This window comes from Lunatibacter salilacus (assembly GCF_009797935.1).
Lineage (GTDB): Bacteria > Bacteroidota > Bacteroidia > Cytophagales > Cyclobacteriaceae > Lunatibacter > Lunatibacter salilacus.
On sequence record NZ_VOLC01000004.1, the window covers coordinates 197,689 to 218,719 of the forward strand.

Annotated in this window: 14 protein-coding genes; 11 read left to right on the forward strand and 3 right to left on the reverse strand. The window is 43.1% G+C overall.

What is annotated here, in order from left to right; all coding sequences use genetic code 11:
• Nucleotides 1-11: 11 nt before the first annotated feature.
• Nucleotides 12-749 carry a class I SAM-dependent methyltransferase gene (locus FQ608_RS07535; RefSeq protein WP_234364112.1) on the reverse strand — a complete coding sequence of 246 codons (738 nt, stop codon included), beginning with the start codon at nt 747-749 and terminating at the stop codon, nt 12-14.
• Between the two features lie 303 nt (nt 750-1,052).
• Here FQ608_RS07535 and FQ608_RS07540 point away from each other — a divergent pair, with 303 nt between their 5' ends.
• The 9 genes from FQ608_RS07540 (at nt 1,053) to FQ608_RS07580 (ending at nt 14,173) form a co-directional block, all read left to right on the forward strand.
• Nucleotides 1,053-3,140 (forward strand): prolyl oligopeptidase family serine peptidase, encoded by a 2,088-nt coding sequence (locus tag FQ608_RS07540; protein WP_234364113.1) that lies wholly within the window; start codon nt 1,053-1,055, stop codon nt 3,138-3,140.
• Between the two features lie 57 nt (nt 3,141-3,197).
• On the forward strand, nt 3,198-3,656 hold the full coding sequence (locus tag FQ608_RS07545) for an SgcJ/EcaC family oxidoreductase (RefSeq protein ID WP_158857214.1): 459 nt from the start codon (nt 3,198-3,200) through the stop codon (nt 3,654-3,656).
• A 43-nt stretch (nt 3,657-3,699) separates the two neighbouring features.
• A complete protein-coding gene (locus FQ608_RS07550) occupies nt 3,700-4,470 on the forward strand; it encodes a class I SAM-dependent methyltransferase (protein ID WP_158857215.1) in 771 nt (256 codons plus the stop codon).
• Nucleotides 4,471-4,760: 290 nt separating this feature from the next.
• Entirely contained in the window at nt 4,761-5,108 is a 348-nt protein-coding gene (locus FQ608_RS07555) for a hypothetical protein (protein WP_158857216.1), read from the forward strand.
• Nucleotides 5,109-5,383: 275 nt separating this feature from the next.
• On the forward strand, nt 5,384-5,992 hold the full coding sequence (locus FQ608_RS07560; RefSeq protein ID WP_158857217.1) for an RNA polymerase sigma factor: 609 nt from the start codon (nt 5,384-5,386) through the stop codon (nt 5,990-5,992).
• Nucleotides 5,993-6,144: 152 nt separating this feature from the next.
• A complete protein-coding gene (locus FQ608_RS07565) occupies nt 6,145-7,236 on the forward strand; it encodes a FecR family protein (protein ID WP_158857218.1) in 1,092 nt (363 codons plus the stop codon).
• Nucleotides 7,237-7,404: 168 nt separating this feature from the next.
• Nucleotides 7,405-10,902 (forward strand): SusC/RagA family TonB-linked outer membrane protein, encoded by a 3,498-nt coding sequence (locus FQ608_RS07570; protein ID WP_199856334.1) that lies wholly within the window; start codon nt 7,405-7,407, stop codon nt 10,900-10,902.
• Between the two features lie 17 nt (nt 10,903-10,919).
• A complete protein-coding gene (locus FQ608_RS07575) occupies nt 10,920-12,638 on the forward strand; it encodes a RagB/SusD family nutrient uptake outer membrane protein (protein ID WP_158857219.1) in 1,719 nt (572 codons plus the stop codon).
• A gap of 56 nt (nt 12,639-12,694) precedes the next feature.
• Nucleotides 12,695-14,173 (forward strand): PQQ-dependent sugar dehydrogenase, encoded by a 1,479-nt coding sequence (locus FQ608_RS07580; RefSeq protein ID WP_234364114.1) that lies wholly within the window; start codon nt 12,695-12,697, stop codon nt 14,171-14,173.
• A 352-nt stretch (nt 14,174-14,525) separates the two neighbouring features.
• Here FQ608_RS07580 and pbfA read toward each other — a convergent pair whose 3' ends face one another.
• On the reverse strand, nt 14,526-15,857 hold the full coding sequence (gene pbfA, locus FQ608_RS07585; protein ID WP_158857221.1) for a (R)-1-hydroxy-2-aminoethylphosphonate ammonia-lyase: 1,332 nt from the start codon (nt 15,855-15,857) through the stop codon (nt 14,526-14,528).
• A 118-nt stretch (nt 15,858-15,975) separates the two neighbouring features.
• On the reverse strand, nt 15,976-17,073 hold the full coding sequence (locus tag FQ608_RS07590) for a 2-aminoethylphosphonate--pyruvate transaminase (RefSeq protein ID WP_158857222.1): 1,098 nt from the start codon (nt 17,071-17,073) through the stop codon (nt 15,976-15,978).
• Nucleotides 17,074-17,480: 407 nt separating this feature from the next.
• Here FQ608_RS07590 and FQ608_RS07595 point away from each other — a divergent pair, with 407 nt between their 5' ends.
• Nucleotides 17,481-18,758, forward strand: coding sequence for a Gfo/Idh/MocA family protein (locus FQ608_RS07595; RefSeq protein WP_158857223.1), 1,278 nt, complete (start codon nt 17,481-17,483; stop codon nt 18,756-18,758).
• A gap of 33 nt (nt 18,759-18,791) precedes the next feature.
• The gene (locus tag FQ608_RS07600; protein WP_158857224.1) at nt 18,792-20,945 is read left to right on the forward strand and encodes a glycoside hydrolase family 31 protein; all 2,154 of its coding nucleotides are present in this window, start codon (nt 18,792-18,794) and stop codon (nt 20,943-20,945) included.
• Nucleotides 20,946-21,031: the final 86 nt, after the last annotated feature.

The following is a 21,031-nucleotide window of genomic DNA, read 5'->3' on the forward strand; positions in this document are numbered from 1 at the left end:
ATGCCTGTAAGTCACTTTGCCTTTTCGAAAACCAAGAAATGCTGGATTCGCATAAATTGACCGTTTTGGGTTAATTCAAAGCCGTTGGCGCTCAACTCTTTTTCTATCTGCTCCACTGTCATCTTGTGAAGGGGTTTTATGGCAACTTGTGGATCTTCGCCACGGTATTCAATTAGCAGGAGTTTGCCGTTCGGTTTTAATGCGGCTTTAATTTCCTCAAGCATTTCTTGGGGATGAAATAGCTCATGGTATACGTCGACCATAATTACAAGGTCGGTAGAATTCTCGGGAAGGTTGGGGGAGGCATCATCCCCTTTGATAGTCTTCACATTATCAAAACCCAACGCTTGAGCCTGTTCATTGATATAATCTATGGCCTCATCCTGTATTTCTACGGCCAGCACTTTTCCCTGAGGTACGAGAGGGGCTATCCGAAACGTATAATATCCTGAACCAGCACCAATGTCAGCAACAACGCTTTCCGGTGTAATGGGTAGGTTCTCCAAAGCCAAGGAAATGCTTTCTTCCTGTTCGCGGGTTTCCCGTTCCAGCCAATCCTTCCCGTGAAAACCCATGATATGCGAAATTTCCCTTCCTAAATATACCTTGCCAGTACCGTCCCGGTCCGGAGTTTTATAGGTGTATGGAGAATCTTCCGCGGTGCTCCCCTGTTGAGCTTGACAGCCTATCCCTATAAGTGAAAACAAAATCAAAAGATGGGTTAACCCAATACGTATCATAATTTCCATATTATGGTAACAAGTTACCCTCAATCTTGTTGGATTCCAAAAAGGATTAATGAAGACTGTCGATCAAATACACCTGAATTTGATTTGTGGTTTGTTTTCAGATCCAATAAAGTTAAGCATCTCGCCCACATCTCATAAAATCGGTCTTAGGTCGAATTCCATGAGAGAATTATCCTATATTTGGCCTATCAAATCTTAAATTTTTCTTGAAAATCCCAGTAGAATCCGAGCAAAATGAGCTGTTATACACCTACGTCTTTCTTTCGATTATGCTTAATTTTCATATTGGTAGCACTAAGCCTTATGTCCTGTTCAACTGAAAAAAACTTCCAAATCATACCCGTGAATTATCCTGAGAGCAAACACAGTGACCAAGTGGACACCTATTGGGGCCAAGAAGTGGGCGATCCATATCGATGGATGGAAGATGATTATGCCGAGGAGACGAAAGCTTGGGTAGGGTCCCAAAATGAAGTTACGTTCGGTTATCTGGAAAAGATCCCATTCAGGGAACAAGTACGAAAACGGCTGGAGGATGTGTGGAACTTTGAGCGGATTTCTGCACCCACCAGATATGGAGATTACCTTTATTTCTCCAAAAATGACGGATTACAAAATCAAGCGGTGATATACCGCAAAATTGACGATGAGGGGGAAGCCGAACTTTTTCTGGACCCGAATAAACTCTCTGAGGATGGATCGACCAGTTTGGGAGGATTCGCTTTTACGAAGAATGGAAAGTTTTTTGCCTATGCTTTATCAGTGGCTGGGTCTGATTGGAGGGATATATACGTGATGGATACCGAAACGAAAGAGCTCTTGACTGATAAGATACTTGATGCAAAATTTACAGGGATAGCCTGGAACGGTGAGGAGGGGTTTTACTACAGCACCTACGATAAACCGGGAGGATCCAAGCTTTCTGCATTGACCAATAACCATAAACTTTATTATCATGCTCTCGGCACACCTCAAGAGGAAGATGTTCTTGTTTTCGGTTCTGACGAAGATCCTAGAAGGTACGTTGGTGCAGATGTGACCGAAGACGGGGAGTATTTGATTATTTCTGCAGCGAACAGCACCTCCGGCAACGCACTTTACATTCAGTCGCTAAAGCGGCCCAGTGAACCCATCAGGCCCATTGTCACATCGATGGAAAGCAACAATTGGTTAGTGGAACATAAACAAGGAGAACTGTTCATCACCACCAATCAAAATGCTCCCAACAATCGTTTGGTTAAAACAGCAGTTACCAATCTTGATTCCACCCATTGGGAGGAGGTGATTCCGGAGAGTGAATTTGTATTAGAGGTATCCAAAGGGGGAGGAAAATTTTTCGCTTCCTATCTGAAAGACGCAATAACTGAGATCCAACAGATGGCATACTCCGGCGAGATCGAACGAATTATAGAATTACCCGGAGTGGGCACGGCCAGTGGTTTCAGCGCCAAAATGGAAGAAACTGAATTATATTACACCTTCACTTCTTACATATCACCTGCAAGCTCCTACAAGTATAATATGAGTACCGGAGAGAGTGAGTTATATTTCCGTCCCGAACTGGATTTTAACCCTGAAGCCTATGAAAGTACACAGGTTTTCTATCCGTCAAAGGATGGGACAAAAATTCCAATGATTATCACGTACAGGAAGGGATTGCAACTGAACGGTAATAACCCGACCATTCTTTACGGTTATGGCGGGTTTAATGTAAGTCTTACCCCATCATTTAGTGTTGCCAATACAGTTTGGCTGGAAAATGGTGGAGTCTATGCCGTGCCGAATATCCGGGGTGGGGGAGAGTATGGTGAGGCATGGCACTTGGCGGGAACCAAGGAAAACAAACAAAATGTCTTTGACGATTTTATTGCTGCAGCTGAATACCTAATAGCGGAAGGGTATACTTCTTCTAATTATCTTGCACTTAGGGGTGGAAGTAACGGAGGCCTTCTTGTCGGTGCGGTGATGACACAACGGCCCAATTTGGCAAAAGTGGCATTGCCTGCGGTTGGCGTGCTGGATATGCTCAGGTATCATCAATTCACTGCGGGCGCTGGTTGGGGATACGATTATGGCACTGCTGATGACAGTGAAGAAATGTTCAATTACCTTAAAGGCTATTCCCCACTTCACAATCTTCAACCCGGAACATCCTATCCGTCTACGCTAATCACAACTGCCGACCACGATGATCGGGTTGTGCCTGCACATTCATTCAAATTTGCGGCAGCTCTCCAGCAAGCTCATGCCGGAGAAAACCCGGTTCTCATCCGAATCGAAACCAACGCTGGCCACGGTGCGGGAAAGCCAACGACAAAAATAATAGAAGAAATTGCGGATATCTTCGCATTTACCTGGTACCAAATGGGAATATACTTTCCCAATAGGTAGTTGAAAGTTTTGAGGTAACTTGCAGTTCTAAATAACCCCATAACCCTTCAAAATAAGATGAAAAAGACGTTTTTATTCTTGTCAATTTGCTTATTGCTGAAATTTCTTCCGGCAACTGCCCAACAAAAGATTGTTCCTGCAGCAGTGGTCCATGAATTAACAGCACTGATCGACAGCTATTCTATGGCGAGGGAAAATCAGGATACGGTATTGCTCAAAGCTATATTAACCCCAGATATTGACCAGTTGGTCTCCTCAGGGGAATGGCGCCTGGGCCTAGCCACGGCGGTAGAAGGAATGAAACGCAGCTCGCAGGTCAATGAGGGCAAGCGGACTTTAAAGGTAGAGAGGGTTAGGCTCCTTGATCCTAATACAGCTTTGATAGATGCCCGATATACGATTGAACCTGCGGATGGCAGCTCTGCCAGAAATATGTGGAGTACTTTTATTGCTGTCTATCAGGATGACCGCTGGAAGATTACCGCCATCCGAAATATGCTTCCAACGGGGAAGTGATTGAAATTATATATTTAAATTGAAGAAATTGAATTAAAATCGAATGAAAGACGATATTGGCAATCCTATTTTTACGGATTTTAAAGTGGATGAATCGTTGGAATGGCAAATGTCAAGGGCGGAGAAATATTGCTTGATGGGTCTAATGAAGGAATTAACTCCTGATGTGGCGATTGAAATCGGTACCTATAAAGGAGGAAGCTTGCAGGTGATTAGCTCCTATTCTCAGCAGGTGTACTCCATAGATATTAGTGATTCACCCAGTAAATTTTTGTCGCCCAAATTTGCCAATGTAGAATTTGTGGTCGGTGATTCTGTACATTGTCTTACTAATATTTTTCAGAAAATCGAAGATGATGGGAAAAGACTGGATTTCATTTTAGTGGATGGTGACCATACCCGGAGGGGCGTTTACCGGGATTTGGAGGCTATTTTCAACTTTCCCCACAAACATTCCATCACCATATTAATGCATGACAGTTTCAATCCCGAATGCAGGAAAGGTATCCGGACATTTTTGGAAAGCCATCCCCAGTTTGTCGCTTATGCGGAGTTGGACTATGTCACTGGCTCCTATTGGCACAACGGTACATATCGGGAAATGTGGGGAGGGCTGGCATTAGTCAAGTATGATCCGAAAAACCAAGGACAGGAGTTATATATCAACCAGAGTCAGCGGCAACTTTTCGAAAGTACCTACCTCCATTCCGCCCATTTGGTGAAGGACCGGATGGCATTTCTTTTCCCACTTAAAAGAAAGATATTCAGATCGTTGGGGTTAAAGAACAAGGGGGATATTTATCATGATTTTTGATTGAAATCAATTATATTAAATAGAATTTAAAAATATTGACCGCTGTTTAATTCCCTTTTTTTCTATTGATTGGTTTCGGCGGGAAGTGAAGGTATACATATTGAAAGAATAAAACATTCAATGTTTGGATTTTTGGGCTGTTTATCGGAAAAGTCTTAAATAGCAGATATTTTGTGTTAATACCTTTTTCATAATGCCTAAAATTGGGAATGGAATGTGGAATTCAATCGATTGGGTCAAAACCTTTGGCATCGACTTTGTTGTAATTCAGCGGAATAAAACTATCTAATATGGAAATTTTTATAGGTATTGCTATTGTAGGTTTTCTAATTGCGCTGGTGTTTTTACCTTTGCTATTTTTCACCAGGAGAAGTTCAGATATCCGGCTGTTGGGAGACAACATGGAGTTTCATTATCCAATGCGGAAGAAAGAAATAAACCTAAATCAAGACCTGAAAAGCTGGAATATGCAGGAAGCGAACTTTCTTTGGATAGGTAAGGTATATTCCATTAATATTGAGCTTGAAAGTGGCAAGTGGCACCATGTGAATACCAGATTCAATAGAGAAACATTTGAGAAAATTTATGCCTATTTAGATTCTACTTATTCTGATAGAAGAAAAAAGGACTTGAAATAGCGTTATTTTCGATTTTTTATTTTTATATTTATATACTATGCTGAGGGCCGCGGAGAACGGTAGAATATTGTTCTTCATTCAAGGTGCATAAGGTGGCCGGTTCTGAGATTGCAAATAAGCAGCATTCAGAAATTTTAGGCTAAAAATAAAGTTTTGTTCCTTATTGACATGTAGGCAAACGGTTTTTTCTCGACCTTTTATGTAATGTAAATTGTGGTAAAGACTTTTTTTTATAAATTTAGAAGATTGTTTTAATTAACCGCAACTTTCCGAATATGAATCGCAAAACGGCTGAAAACGCTGTGAATCTTGAGAAAACACCTGAGGAGTTATGGGTTGAACTTACGTTGGGGGATAAAAAAGCCTTTGAACAGCTTTACAGAAGGTACATCAACGGTTTGTTCCAACTTGGGATATCTCTTTGTGGAAATCCGGATTTTGTCCAGGACTGTATTCAAGAGCTTTTTATAGATCTGTGGAAATATAGGCGCAGCATAAAAGAAACTGACAATGTCAAAAGTTATTTATTCCGGTCACTTTCGAATAAAATGAATGCTGAAAGGAAAAAGGAGGGAAGGTGGCTCAAAAGGCAGTCCTCTACAGCATTTGCATTATCCAGCCATTTGGAGAGTATAGAAACTGAGCTGGTTCATCTGCAACGGGACGAGCAGCTTCAAAAAAAATTAGCATTAGCCCTTAAAAAGCTTCCGGTTAGGCAAAACGAAATCATCCAATATCTTTTTTTTGAAAACCAGAGTTATGAGGATACGGCCAAGTTGATGGATATAAACCTTCGGTCGGTTTATACGCTTGCTTGGAAAGCACTATCAAGTCTTAGGAAAACCATTTATGCGTTGTGTGCCTTTGGTTTTTCAAATTTTTGATCCCTGGCAAATTCATTTTTACTTTAGCATGTTATTAATTGAGAATAAGATTTGACCACATTTACGTTTTGCCAATAATTTTTTGAAGAAAACTTTTTGAATAAGGATAACTTTTGGAATCGGTGTTCTTATATATATGAAAACCGTCACGAATGAGCAAGACAGAATACAAGGCAGAAGATTTTATGCTGGATCCCGAGTTTCGACACTGGGTATTTACCCCTGATGAGGAATCTAAAATCTATTGGGAAGATTTTTTATTAAAAAATCCAGAAAAGTACGAAGCTATACAGCAAGCTAGGAAATTATTACTCAACCTTTCCCGGGATGTGGTGCAGGTGGAGGAGAGCCGGATAGATGAAACTTGGGAAAATATTGCGAAATCGATGATGGACATTTCGGATGATCGCATTGGAGGTAAAATTGTGCCATTAAGTTCAGGTAGTACAATTGAGCGTTTATCGTATCTTTCCAGAGAAGCAAAATACCACAGCCGCCAACTTCACCGGATTGCTGGCATTTTGGTTGTTGCCTTTTTGTTTGGATTACTTTTCAGTCTGACCCATCAAAATGAGGTAATCATAAAGGAGGTTCTTTTGGTCTATGAAGAACATGAAGCTCCTCCGGGAGTAAAATCTAATCTTACCTTGCAGGATGGCACAAAAATCATTCTAAATTCCGGTAGTCGACTGAAGTACCTGAAAAATTTTGAGCTTGAAAGGCGGGAAGTTTTTTTGATTGGGGAAGCCTATTTTGATGTAGCAAAAGATAGCCTTAGACCATTTTCAGTGAGGACAGGACCCGTGGTCACAACAGCGATAGGTACTTCTTTCAATATTTCTGCCTATGGAAACGAGCGTAATGACATATCACTTATTTCGGGAAAAGTAAAAGTGAAAATTGCAATAGATACCACGCACCACGTTGACCTTTTACCCGGTGAAACTTTAGAAGTTGAAGTGTTAAAAAACACCCACAAGGTAGTTGGTTTTGAAAGTGACCGGGTGCTGGGATGGACAAAGAAGACTATACTGTTTGACCGTACACCGCTAGAGAGAGCGATCAGAGTGTTGGAGAATTGGTACGGGGTAGAAATACAGGTAAAAAATCAACCCGATAACGGTGTGCTGCTATCCGGGAAATTTGTAGACCAAACCCTCAAAGGGGTTTTGGAAGGCCTGAGTTTCTCCACCAGGTTTGATTTTAGAATTGAAAATGATCAAGTTATGATAAACTTTAATTAACCCCTCAACCCAAAATGCCTATGTAACATCGCCAGTGACTAATAAAAAGGCCATGGATGGTTGAAGCACCCATGGCCAATAATAACCGGTTTCCGAGAGTCCAATCTCATGACCGGCAAAAATGTCTGTTTAAACAATTGGCTTAGCCTAAACAAACTATTCAAAGATATGAAAAAAGAAATACTTAAACATGTTCTACACATGACCAAGTTATTCACTATTGCTTTTCTGATTCAGTGCATGACCATGACTATTCTCCTGGCATGGAACGGAAACGCCCAAATCAAGGATATTGAAGACGTAAAATTGTCTCTTGCCGTTGATAATATGAAGATTGAATCAGTTTTTAAAAAACTGGAAAAAAGCTCCGGGTACAATTTTGTTTACACCAATAAAGAGCTGAAAGATGTTCCGCTAGTGAGTTTTATGTCGGAAAGCGAAAGCCTTTATGACATTCTTTCATCCCTATCCCAGCAACTGGATCTCAACTTCAAGCAGGTAGACTACAACATTCATGTGAAAAAAAACATAATAGACCCTAACGCAACTACAACGGTTACGACGGCAGCTGAGATTTCGGGTACAGTCACAGACGCTAATGGAGAGCCGATTCCAGGTGCTACTGTTTTTGTGGAAGGAACTAATACCGGGACGGTAACTGATGTCGATGGAAGGTTTGTCCTTGAGGTAGGCGAGGAGAGTGTGATTGTCATTTCTTTTATCGGATATAAGACTAACCGACTGTCTGTCTCAGGTCGGTCGGTATTTGATATTGTATTGGAAGAGGACCAGTCATCATTGGATGAAGTGGTAGTGGTCGGTTACGGCACGCAAAAACGAGTAAACTTAACAGGTGCAGTGGACGTCGTAAGCGGGGAGCGTTTGGCAAACCGGGCTGCCAACAATGTAGCTGATTTAATACAAGGCACAACGCCCAACTTAAACATAACGATGAACATGCGGGGAGGAGAACCTGGTTCTACTAGCTCCTGGAACCTTCGTGGAATGGGATCCTTGGCGGGGAATGCATCTCCCTTGATTCTGGTAGATGGCGTGGAGATGAATATCAACAATGTGGATCCGGAATCCATCGAGACTATTTCTGTACTCAAAGACGCATCGGCTTCTGCCATTTACGGTGCCCGTGCACCCTTTGGCGTTATTTTGATCACTACCAAGAAAGGGGGCAAGGGTGAAAAAGTAACTGTACAATACTCCAATAACTTATCATTTAATACGCCTATCCGAGTTCCCAGTTTTGTCGATTCGTATACTTGGGCAACTGCTTACAATCAAGCCAACGCTAATGCAGGCCTTACACCTGTGTATAGCGATGAGCAAATGAACCGCATTAAAGGCCATATTGACGGCACCTTTCCTTATGAATACGATCCTGAAAATCCCATAGACAATATTTGGGCGGGCAGGCGTAACGGAAATGCAAATAATGATTGGCCCCATATGTTACTTCGGGACTATTCAGTAAACCAAAAACATAATCTAAGCGTGTCCGGAGGAAATGAGAAAAATCAATATTTCCTTTCTGGCGGATATATCCACCAAAACGGAATGTATCAATGGGGGAACGACCATTACAAGCGATACAATTTCATGTCTAATTTCAGCTCCCAAGTTACTTCATGGCTTTCAATAAACACAAGTGTTAAATATGCTGACGGAGAAACAAATTATCCCATTGGACAAACCACTGTAGATCGGGAACATTTTTTTAGAGAAATACTGATGTTTGCTCCTATGATGCCATATCGCAATATCAATGGCACAGTACAAAGTCCTTTAGTACGCTTGCTACAGGGAACGGGTCGCAATGTTACCAACGTCAATGATTTTTTTATAACGCTTGCCGGTGAACTTGAGCCTGTCAAAGGATGGAAAACTAGATTTTCCTACAATTATAACAATCAAAGCAGTAGAAATACTCGAAATCCCAGACCGGTAATGGTGGAATTAGGTACGGGTGGTTTTGGTAATGTGGGTAAGCCGAATACCGGATATAGTTCGGTATTTTCCCAAAACATATATAAGTTGGTCAACGCAGTCACCTCCTATGAGAAATCAATTGGAGGACATTATGTCCAAGGAACTGTAGGATATGAGCAGGAGTACCGCTTTTTTACCGGCTTAAGTGCGTCAGGAACGAATTTAATTTCTACTGAGGTCCCGTCTATAAGTACGTCTATTGGTGACAGGATCGTGGGAGATCAAATCTATCATTGGGCCACACAGGGTGTGTTTGGGCGTTTTAACTATAATTTTGATGAAAAGTACCTTTTAGAATTTAGTGCCCGCTACAATGGATCTTCTAGATTTGACAGGGATAGCCGTTGGGGATTTTTTCCTTCCGCTTCAGCAGGCTATAATATTTCCCAAGAGTCATTTTGGGATAACCTTCGCTCCCATGTAGGATTATTTAAGATACGGGTTTCCTATGGTTCATTAGGAAATCAAAATGTCAGTAACTACCTCTATCTTCCTACCATTCCGGTGGCTGTTGAGGCCCCGTGGATCATTGATGGAACCCGGCCTCCTGTTGCGTCAACACCTAATCTAGTTAGTGATGATTTGACATGGGAAACCATCACCACCCTAAATACAGGTGTTGATTTGGCTATGATGAATAATAAATTAAACCTAACCTTCGATTGGTTTAACCGCGTTACCTCAAATATGCTTGGGCCCTCGGTTGTATTGCCGTATCCGCTTGGAGCTACTACACCGCGTGCAAATAATGCCAAACTATCTACAAAGGGATTTGAATTAGGTATCGCATGGGAAGACCAGTTATCTCCCAGCTTCTCCTATAATGCAGGAATAAATATCGGTGACAGTCGGACCACCATCTTGGAGTATATCAATGAAAACGGCCTGATTGATACCTGGTATGCTGGACAGACCGTAGGGGAGATCTGGGGACATGTTAGCGATGGTTTGATACAGACCGAAGGGGAAAACATGGCCGATCAATCCAGATATTTCCCCAGATGGGGACCTGGTGACATGAAATACAAGGACTTGAACGGAGACGGCGTAATTAATGATGGCGAGCGGACACTTGATAACCATGGTGATCTTACTGTCATCGGAAATAGTCTGCCACGCTATAACCTTGGGATAACAGGCGGATTCAGATGGGGCCAATTTGATTTTACCATGTTCTGGCAGGGAATCGGGAAACGGGACCATTTCCCCCATTTAGGTTCCTCTCCCTTCTGGGGAATGACCAGCTCTTGGGCGGCTTCCGGACTTTACAAAAATTCCCCAACATTGGATTATTGGCGTCCTGAAAATGAAACTAACTTATTGGGACCAAATACAGACAGCTATTTTCCAAAGCCCTATTTCACCGCCGAAACCAATAAAAACAGACAGGTACAGTCAGCATATTTGTTAAATGCTGCCTACCTCCGACTGAAGAACCTACAAATAGGGTATACTCTGCCAGCAGCTATATTAAATAAGTTTGCTCTTACAAATGCACGGCTGTATTTCTCAGGGGAGAATTTGATTCTGCTTACCAAGCTCCCCGGAACCTATGATCCAGAGACCATGATGGCTTCCGATCCAGGGCAAGGTGGGTATCTCACCAGCGGTGTGATTTATCCAATTCACAGGTCCTTTTCAGCTGGATTGAATATCAGTTTTTAATTTAAATAATGGAACTTATGAAACGTTTGACTCCTATATTCTTAATTCTGGTCATCTTGAATTTTAGCTCCTGCGATGACGATTTCCTACAACGTACGCCATTGGATGCTGTCTCTGCGTTGGATTATTTCAATTCTCCCGATGAATTGAAAACTTATCTCAACCAATTTTACAATGCGGCCAATTTCCCCAAATATGCCAACCATGGAAGTGATTTTGAAAGTGACAACCAAGTTGCGCTAATTCCTAATCGGCGTCTAGAAGGCTCCCGTATTGTCAGGCCTAGCGGCGGCATGGGTTTTAACAGTGTTAGAAGTATTAATTATTTCTTTGACAACTATAAAAGGGTTGAAGCAAACCACAGTTTTGAGAGTTTCCAGCAATATCTTGGAGAGGCTTATTTCTTCCGTGGGCTCATATATTTTGACCTTATGCGTACCTATGGAGATATGCAGATCATCACCTCAGAATTGGGAACCAGCTCTCCGGAGCTTTATAATCCCAGAAACCCCAGAAATGAGGTTGCCGATTTCATTATCGGCCAGCTTGATTCCGCGGCGATGTATCTTACCAGTGATAAAACAGGTGGTGCTGGAAGAGTGAACCGATGGATGGCTCTACTCATCCAAAGCCGTGCAGCTCTATATGAGGGTACTTGGGAAAAATACCATGCCAACAGTGCTTTTGGTGTATCAAATCCCAATTCTGAAAAATATTTTAATAAGGCTGCGGATGCCGCGTTAGAAATCATGGAGTCCGGGGTATATGAGGTATATCAGACTGGCAATCCCCAGCGGGACTATAAGGATCTTTTTGCCTTGCAGGATTTTACCTCCAACAGTGAAGTTATGTTCTGGCGTAGGTATGATAATGAGTTGACCAGAGGGGGAGTAGGTTTTACAAACGACCGGAATTTTCGGATGGAAACTCCTCTTGGAAACACCATCACCAAGCAATTGGCTGATTCCTATCTATGTATAGACGGAAAGCCCATCACGGGCAGCCCTTTGTTCGGTGGCCACAGTACACTTCTGGAGGAAGCAGAAAACAGGGATCCAAGGTTTTACCAAACCATCGCCACACCGAAGGAGACTTGGAAAATTTTCGCAGACGGAACGATCCAGTTGTGGGAGGAAGCCTATGATCGACTTAATGCAACGAACGATTTCAACGCACCAAGCGGATATATTATCCAAAAAGGGTACAATCCAAATATGATATATCATGTTCAGCAATACGAGGAATCTCCAGGTCTAATATATAGGTATGCTGAGGCGTTGCTCAACTATGCTGAAGCCAAAGCTGAATTGGGAACTATCACCCAACAAGACATAGATATCTCCATCAAACCGCTGAGAGACAGGGTGGGGATGCCGAATCTAAATTTGGCTGATATCATCACCGATCCAGATTGGAATTTTCCTGCATTATCCCCAATAATAAATGAGGTACGCAGGGAAAGAAGAGTGGAGTTGGCAGCAGAGGGTTTCCGATGGGATGATATCGCAAGGTGGGCCGCTGCGGATGAGCTCGTCGTCGGTACTCGCCCGAAGGGAATGCATGCCGGACAGATTAATGTGAATCCTTTCCCAGTAGACGAAAATGGATTTCTAGATCCATTGAGGACTGCATTGCCTAATGGTTATGCGTTTAAACTGGATAGGGATTATCTGAATTCTCTCCCAATCTCTGAACTGGTTTTGAATCCAAACCTCACTCAAAATCCAGGTTGGTGATATTGAAAATTCCGTCTGATGTTATTCATCGAAATGTAAATCGAATTCTAGTTTTAGTGAGTTTGCTTCCTTTTTATTTGGCTTGCGAAAAACCTAAAATAAATGAATTTGAAACTGTGTATAGTTTCGGCGAAAGTATATTGGGAATCACTACCGTGGCGGACGGTCTGGATTGGGATATAGTATGGGGCCCTGACGGAAATCTATGGTTTACAGAGCAAGCCGGGCGCATAAGCAGCTTAAATGTATCTACAAATGAGATTACCCAGCATTTGGTATTGGAGGATACTTATCGGATGCGGACCTCTGGCTTGTTGGGAATAGCTCTTCATGTCAGTAATGAAGGGCAGTTCTTTGTATTTGTAGCGTATACAGCAAAGAAGGATGAAGAAACTCGGGTGTCAAGGGTAATGAGATATACCAAAAAGGGAGATAGTTTGGATGATCCGCACCTTATCTTGGAATATCCGGCTTGGTCTGGCCATTTCGGCGCTCGGGTAGTTGTCTCACCGGATGGGAAATTGTTGGTAGCTACCGGTGACGGTGCCCAACATGAAAATGCCCAGAATTGGCAGTCACCCAATGGTAAAATCCTTCGGTTCAATTTGGACGGCACTATTCCGGATGACAACCCTGAATTGGGAAGTCCGGTCTGGGCTAGCGGCCTTAGAAATCCCCAGGGACTGGACTATTCGGATAAAGGCATATTGTACGTGTCTGATCACGGAGACGCCACTGACGATGAGGTGAACCTTATAGGAAGACAGGGTAACTATGGTTGGCCGAATGTAGAAGGCTTTATTGATAGGGAGGATGAAATTGACTTTGCATCTGAAAAAAGAATCACAGAGCCCCTAGTCGCTTGGACACCAACTATCGCCCCGGCTGGAATTGCCTTTTACGGATCTGGTCCCATTTCGGTATTTAACAATAGCCTGTTATTGGCCACACTTAAGGGAAGTAGCTTGAGAGTACTTAAGCTAAACGCTCTTGGAAATGAGGTTGTTGCTGATTCCGTATTGTTTACGCAGGCTTTTGGTAGATTGCGTTCAGTATGCGTGGCTCCCAATGGTGACGTTTACGTAGGTACCAGCAATAGGGATTGGAACCCTTTCGGATTTGCCAAAGAAAATGACGACAGAATCATTCGTATATCCCATGTAGACAGATTAGATGATCGCACCATTAAACCAGCGGTGACAATCAATTCATCTGATGATGTTGTGAGTAGGGGAGAATCCTTGTATCTTGATTACTGTTCGTCCTGCCACAAGCCGAATGGTACAGGCGTGGAAAACATTTTTCCATCGTTACTAAAGGCACCTTTAGTGAATTCGCCGGACAAGATCTCGTTGATAGATTTGGTACTAAAGGGAAAGGGTGAAATGCCCTCTTTCGGATTTCTATCCAATGAGGACTTAGCTATCGTCATGACATATATTAGAAAAAGGTTTGGGCCGCAAGCTAGTCCACTAACCGAGAATGAGGTCCAGCATCAAAGGCAAAATGCTTCCACTTCTCACATTGAAAATTGACTGGGTTTAGAGAACCTAAAAAAACTATACACAAAGGCTTGGTGAATATCTCTTCATCAAGCCTTTATTTTAAAAGAGGACAGTCTTTTTTAGTTATTGTTAGGATGTTGGTCTTATCGACAAAAGACCGGATATTATATTTTCGTTCCGTAATATCCACATCCCTAACCTTTCATTTGATACGCCATCTTTCAGCAGATAATCAAATTGAAGGCTGTCTTTTTCAATATTCGCATTCATACATTTGAATAAAAAATCCTGATCCGGCAAAGCTGTATTACCAAGATCTGAAATATGGGTCGAGATAAAAAAGAAGCATTTCAAATTAAAAGTTTAGGATTAAAATTCTTTCTCATTGACGTGCAATAGCCCGATCCAAAATATCCAAAGCTTTGTCCAATTCCGCATAGGAAATCGTGAGGGCGGGAGTGAGGGTAAGTACATTTCCCATGGAAATTTTAAAGCTTAGACCCAATTCCAGACAGGAATACATTACTTTTTCTGCCAAGTCCAAGGCCCGACTCCCGTCCGGAAGTACTAATTCCACTCCTATCAGCAACCCCAATCCCCTGATATCCCCGATGCAGGCATGTTTTTCACGCAGTTTTTCCAATCCTGTTCTTAGATAAGATCCTTTTTCAATCACCTTATTTAGGAGGTCATTTTCATCAATAAACCGGATCACAGCCAAACCTACCGCCATGGCTATGGGGTTTTTCTCATGGGTGTAGTGGCCGATTGAGCGGCTTTTCACTGATTCATTTAGCCCTTCTCGGGCGATCATGGCAGCCAGCGGAAGCATTCCTCCTCCTATACTTTTGCCAATAACCACAATGTCGGGTACGATATCATACTGCTCAAACGTAAAGAAGGTCCCTGTTCTCCCCACACCATGGGGTATTTCATCCAGGATTAATAATGCGCCATATTTATCACAGGAATTGCGGATTCTTTTCCAATAATCCTTCGGAGGTATATAGGGCGTACTGCGAACGGTCTCTGCTATTACCGCACACACATCCTGTTCCTTTTCCAGCACATATTCGATATAATCCGCACATTTCAGCGAACAGCTTTCACCGCAATCGAAGGGACAATGTGTGGGATCCGAAGGGGGAACATGATTTGTCCCAGAAAGCAGTGGCCCTGCATCCTTGCGGAACACGGCTTCCCCACCTATAGAAATCATATCTAAGGATGCGCCATGAAATGAATCCCAAAGACTGATGGTTTTGTGCCTGCCAGTAGCCGCCCTTGCAAGTTTCAACGCCATCCCCATGGCAACCGTGCCTCCGGGGGCGAACAGTACCCGGTTTAGGTCTCCCGGTGCAAGTTCGGTCAGTTTTTTGGCAAAGGCAATGGCCGTATCATTAGTATAGCGGCGGGGACTGAAAGGCAATTTTTCCATTTGCTCGATGATAGCTTGCTTGACAGCCGGGTTGCCGTACCCAACATGGTGGGCACTGTTGCCGTGAAAGTCCAAATAGGCCTTATCCTGATGATCATAAATATAAGAACCCTCAGCTCTCGTTATGACGTTCAGACAGGGCGTTGACAAAGTCTGATGCATAAAGTACTTTTCATCCTCCCTCAGAATTTCCTTGGTGGATTCATCCAGTTTATCGTACCACTTGGCCCGTTCTTCCCCAAGATTAATATCGCCTTCTGACTTTAACTCCTTCATTTTACAGACTTTTCATTAATATTAAAGATCAAATCGATAAACCTTTCTTTGACTGGATTTATCAAATTTAACCCATTTTTTGAGATGTTTGATTCGAGATGTCAGAAAGTAAATGACCTTACCAAAATTTGATTTTTTCTACGGCCCTGCAAAGCCGCTCAATATCCGCGGGAAAAACATTTCCGATATGGCCGATCCGAAAAGTCGGTGCTTGGGAAACCTTTCCCGGGTATATAACAAAGCCCTCCTTTTTCAACCCATCGTACAGGTTCTTGAAATCAAACGCATCTGACTGTGGTTCCAGAAATGCAGTGATAATGGGGGACTGCAACTCAGGAGAAAGAAAGGGTTTAAAACCGATTTTTTCCATTCCGCTGACTAAAATTTGGTAGTTTTCCCGGTATCGTTTATTTCGTGCAATAACCCCGCCTTCAGCCTCTAATTCAGTCATGGCTTGAAGAAATGCCCGTACAGTATGGGTAGGGGAGGTGAACCTCCATTTTCCAGCCTGGGTTTCCATACTGTACCATTGGTCATAGAGATCTAATGAATGGCTTTTGGAATTCCCTTTGCAGGATTCCAATGCATCCCGTTTGGCAATTACAAATCCAAATCCAGGAACGCCCTGTATGCATTTGTTGGCACTGCTTATAAGAAAATCAACGCTACCGTCAGACAAATCGATGGGGATACCTCCGAAGCTGCTCATGGCATCTAAAATAACTTTTTTTCCCAACGATTTTGCCATTTGGGCAATGGGGAGGTAGTCATTTAAAATTCCCGTAGTTGTCTCACAATGAACCATACCCACATGGGTGATACTTTTATTTGCGGAAATAGCTTCTTCCACGGCATCCACGGTCGGTCGGGTGGTTTCTGCAAAGGATAGAACGGTAGATTTAGCTCCCATCATGCTGGCCATTTTGGCCATTCGCTGACCATATGCACCGTTGGAAACAATCAGCAAGTGGCTATCGGGTGCTAAACCAGTCCACAACACCGACTCTACCGAAAAGCTACCACTTCCTTGCATAAGCACTGCGGTATATTCCTCCGAAGCGTTTCCTATTGTCAATAAACCAGACCGGATCTTTTGGACAATATTGTTGTAATCAGTATCCCAGGTGCACCAATCCCGCAACATGGACTGTCTTACCGTAGGGGTAGTACTTAGTGGCCCGGGAGTTAGGAGTAGGTAGGGATTATCTAAGTTCATTGAGGTCATGATTTAGGTTTTTTTAAAGATAAAATATCTTGGATATTATTTCAATTAAATGGAAGATCCTTCTATCATAAGTTGGCTTCATGCAGACTGCGCAGAGAAACGAAATTTGGAATGAAGATCGTATAACAGGAATCTCTGTTTGTTTGGTAAATGTAAACATTGTTTACAATCTCTTAATAGTCGGAATGAAAAAAAGTAGTTGCATATCCTAATTCCTTTTGTGGAATATTAGTCCTCTGATAATGGAAAATTAATTAATTACCTATAAATTGGGACGCTGATTATGTTTCACCAAAGAATCAATTAGCAGTTTATCTCGATTTGAAAATTAAAATTTGTCATTCGTTGATTTTGTGAATAGTGTTTTTTCAAATAACCCATCAAGTAAACAAAAAACTATGATTTTAACTGACCGAAGATCCTTCATTAAAGGTGCCGCCGCACTTTCGGCTTTTACCGTATTAAATCCAACTACCGTATTCGGTACCCGAGCCAATTCTGCCATACGCGTCGGAATTATCGGCTGTGGCAATAGAGGCACATCAGTGATAACAGCCATGTCAAAGCATGCTGGCATTCAGATTGTTGCAATGGCTGACTTGTTTTTGGACAAGTTAGAGCAAGCTAAGCCTAAGTTGGATGCTTTAAACGAAGCCAATGGATTTGCAGCTATCCCTGCTGCAAATTCATATCAAGGCTCCAAGGCATATATGAAGCTTTTGGAAAATAAGGACGTTGATGCGGTTCTCATATCTTCTCCGGCTTATACCCATCCTGAATTTGTTGAAGCAGCCATAGCGGCAAACAAGCATTTTTATTGCGAAAAACCCGCCGCAATGGATGTTGCCGGATGCAAACGGATATCAGCAGCTGCAAAGTCGATCAAAGACTGCAGTGCTGTTTTTGGGTTTCAAATTCGCTATGCAACTCCCTATGTTGAGTTGATAAAGCGCATTCATGAGGGAGCCATAGGAGATGTTGTCAATGCCCAGCTATATTATTTTTCCTCCGGCCTTCCTGTAAATCAGACACCGGAGATGTCACATGATGAAGTACGAATACGGAACCAATTTTTCTTCAGGGACCTTTCCGGAGGTATCTTACTTGATCAGGGGGTACATATGCTGGATGTGTGCAATTGGGCACTTCGGATCCAGCCTATCAGTGCCATCGGAATGGGGGGGTATAACGGAGGAGATGGATTCGGGGATGCCTTCAAAAATTACCAGGTTATCTATAAATACCCTCAGGATATTAGTGTCAGCTTTCATTCTACCCAGTTTGGCGGGACTTTCGGCGATGTCTGTGCGCGGTTTATCGGCAAAAAGGGCATTGCTGTTGCGACCTACAGTGGTGGGGTTTATATCAATGGGGAAAATACCTGGGATTCAGGAGTACTAAGAGAAACTACCAGTGAAGCCAGCCGGGAACAGCAGGCCGCAGGCGTATTTACCTCTTCCCTACATGATTCCAATGAGAATAAGGTAAAAAGCTTCATCCAGAGTATTGAAACCGGTAAATTTATAAATGAAATAGAACCTGCCGTTAACTCAACACTTACAGCGATTCTGGGAAGACAAGCCGCCACAACACAAAAGGCGGTAAGTTGGAATGAAATGCTTTTCTCCAATGAAAGTATTGACCCCAAGTTGGATCTGGGGCAATTTGATTCCTAGATTTAAAACACGAACACCCTTAACTTGTAACAAATGCCCCGTAAAATTTTGCTTGGGTTCATCGTTGGTTTTTTAATTTCAGCAACTTTATCTGCCCAGCAAGCCTGGGAAGAAGTGGCACCTGGAATCTGGAAGACGATCGTTGGAAATCCGGATGATTTTAATCTGTTAACTGCCGCTGGAGTTTCCCCGAAGCTGGATGGTCTCAAGAAAATGCCCGCAGGGGTTTTTCCTTTAGACCCATCCCAAATCGTTCTCGAAGTGACGGAAAATCAAACGCAACTTCGTTTTCCCCTACAGCGGGATGAACAGCTTTTTGGGTTTGGTTTAAATTTTAAAACTGTCCATCAACGGGGAAGGATCCTCCGACTACATGTCGATCATTATGGGGACGGCGATAATGGGCGAACCCATGCGCCGGTGCCTTTTTACGTGTCATCTGCAGGCTATGGGGTATTTGTCAATGCTGCACGCTATATTGATGTCTATGCAGGGACAGGATCCAGAAAGGACAGTCCAAATCCTCCCGAAGCAAGAGACCGAAATACGGATAATGCCTGGACCTCCCGGCCCTATTCGGATGCCGTGGAAATGCGCATTCCTGCCCAAGGGGCAGAAGTGTACCTATTTGCAGGCCCCACGTCTTTGGATGCTGTCCGTAGATACAATCTATTTACCGGAGGTGGCCCTTTGCCTCCCCGGTGGGGGCTTGGATTTACCCAGCGGGTTCACAGGCTATTTACTGACGATCAAGTGCGGGAAGAAGTCAGGGAATTTGAACAACGAGGATTTCCCCTTGATTTTGTTGGATTGGAGCCGGGATGGCAAAGTAAATCCTACCCAAATACCTTTGTTTGGGATTCGGGGAGATTTCCGGATCCGGAGGGATTTATGGCTGACATGATGGACAAGGGAATCCGGATTAATCTATGGGTCAATCCCTTTGTTTCCCCCGATTCCCCGATTTATAAAGATATTCTTCCCCTTACCGGCTCCCATACAGTTTGGGCTGGGGTGGTTCCGGATTTTACTCTTCCCGCAGCCCAAGAGATATTTTGGAAACTATTTGAATCAGAACACATCGCCAAAGGAGTAAGTGGGTACAAAGTGGATGAGGTAGACGGATACGATCAATGGCTGTGGCCGGATGTTGCCAGATTTCCATCCGGGATTTCTGCAGAACAAATCCGGCAGACCTATGGACTACTAGTTCAAAAGCAAAGTGCAGCGCTTTTTAGAAACAAAAATCAACGTACCTATGGCTTGGTACGGGCATCTAATGGTGGTGGAACCTCTTTTCCTTATGTGATTTATAACGATTATTACAACCATCGGGATTTTATCACCGCACTGATAAACAGCGGATATGCGGGTGTTCTATGGACTCCCGAGGCAAGGGCTTCCAAAACTGCCGAAGAATGGCTTCGGCGGATGCAAACAGTGGTTTTTTCTCCTATGGCCATGATCAATGCCTGGGCAAGTGGCACCAAGCCATGGTCTTACCCGGAGGTAGAAGAGGAAGTTAAAAGTATGGCCTTGCTCCGTATGCAGATGATGCCTTACTGGTATTCTGAATTTGCCAAATACCATGCTGATGGAACACCGCCATTTCGGGGAATGAACTTGGAAGAAGGTTTTTCAAGTAGTAATCAGCAACTAACAATTGCGGACGAAGAAGCCGATTTGGAGGCAAACCCCTATGCTGAAGCCATCCGAAAGGAAGTGAAAGATCAGTATATGGCTGGCGAATATTTACTTGTTGCGCCGATGTTTGAAGGTGAAACCACCCGCAGCGTTGTATTGCCAAGTGGAAAGTGGTTTGATTTTTATACCGGAGAATTGGTAGGCGAAGGAGAGGTAATTTCGGTAACTCCGGGGTTGGAAAGGATTCCAGTGTTTGTCAAAGACGGTGGAATTATCCCGATGACTGAAGCTAGACTCCATGCCCCTGCCAAAGGAGAAAAATACAACTTGGAAATAAGACATTATGGCGAAAAGCCTGGTAATTACCTGCTCTATGACGATGATGGAGAGTCTTTTGACTATGAGAAGGGTGATTATTCCTGGAGGAAGTTGTCAGTTTCTGATCAGAGAAATGGTAAATTAACCGGGAGCGTATCAAAGGCTGAAAAGGATAAACCCGACAACCTGGATCAGATCACATGGAGATTTATGACTAATCAATGAGTTGATAGGTCTATGGGTTGATAAGTTGATGAACTCTCTTAGTCTCTCAGTCCCTAAGTCCCTCCGTCCCTCAGTCTCCAAGTAGG

Bases quoted from the DNA above. Each gene is read 5' to 3' on its own strand.
- FQ608_RS07535 (WP_234364112.1), bottom strand. From the start codon at position 749: ATGGAAATTATGATACGTATTGGGTTAACCCATCTTTTGATTTTGTTT.
- FQ608_RS07540 (WP_234364113.1), top strand. From the start codon at position 1,053: ATGTCCTGTTCAACTGAAAAAAACTTCCAAATCATACCCGTGAATTAT.
- FQ608_RS07545 (WP_158857214.1), top strand. From the start codon at position 3,198: ATGAAAAAGACGTTTTTATTCTTGTCAATTTGCTTATTGCTGAAATTT.
- FQ608_RS07550 (WP_158857215.1), top strand. From the start codon at position 3,700: ATGAAAGACGATATTGGCAATCCTATTTTTACGGATTTTAAAGTGGAT.
- FQ608_RS07555 (WP_158857216.1), top strand. From the start codon at position 4,761: ATGGAAATTTTTATAGGTATTGCTATTGTAGGTTTTCTAATTGCGCTG.
- FQ608_RS07560 (WP_158857217.1), top strand. From the start codon at position 5,384: ATGAATCGCAAAACGGCTGAAAACGCTGTGAATCTTGAGAAAACACCT.
- FQ608_RS07565 (WP_158857218.1), top strand. From the start codon at position 6,145: ATGAGCAAGACAGAATACAAGGCAGAAGATTTTATGCTGGATCCCGAG.
- FQ608_RS07570 (WP_199856334.1), top strand. From the start codon at position 7,405: ATGAAAAAAGAAATACTTAAACATGTTCTACACATGACCAAGTTATTC.
- FQ608_RS07575 (WP_158857219.1), top strand. From the start codon at position 10,920: ATGAAACGTTTGACTCCTATATTCTTAATTCTGGTCATCTTGAATTTT.
- pbfA (WP_158857221.1), bottom strand. From the start codon at position 15,857: ATGAAGGAGTTAAAGTCAGAAGGCGATATTAATCTTGGGGAAGAACGG.
- FQ608_RS07590 (WP_158857222.1), bottom strand. From the start codon at position 17,073: ATGAACTTAGATAATCCCTACCTACTCCTAACTCCCGGGCCACTAAGT.
- FQ608_RS07595 (WP_158857223.1), top strand. From the start codon at position 17,481: ATGATTTTAACTGACCGAAGATCCTTCATTAAAGGTGCCGCCGCACTT.
- FQ608_RS07600 (WP_158857224.1), top strand. From the start codon at position 18,792: ATGCCCCGTAAAATTTTGCTTGGGTTCATCGTTGGTTTTTTAATTTCA.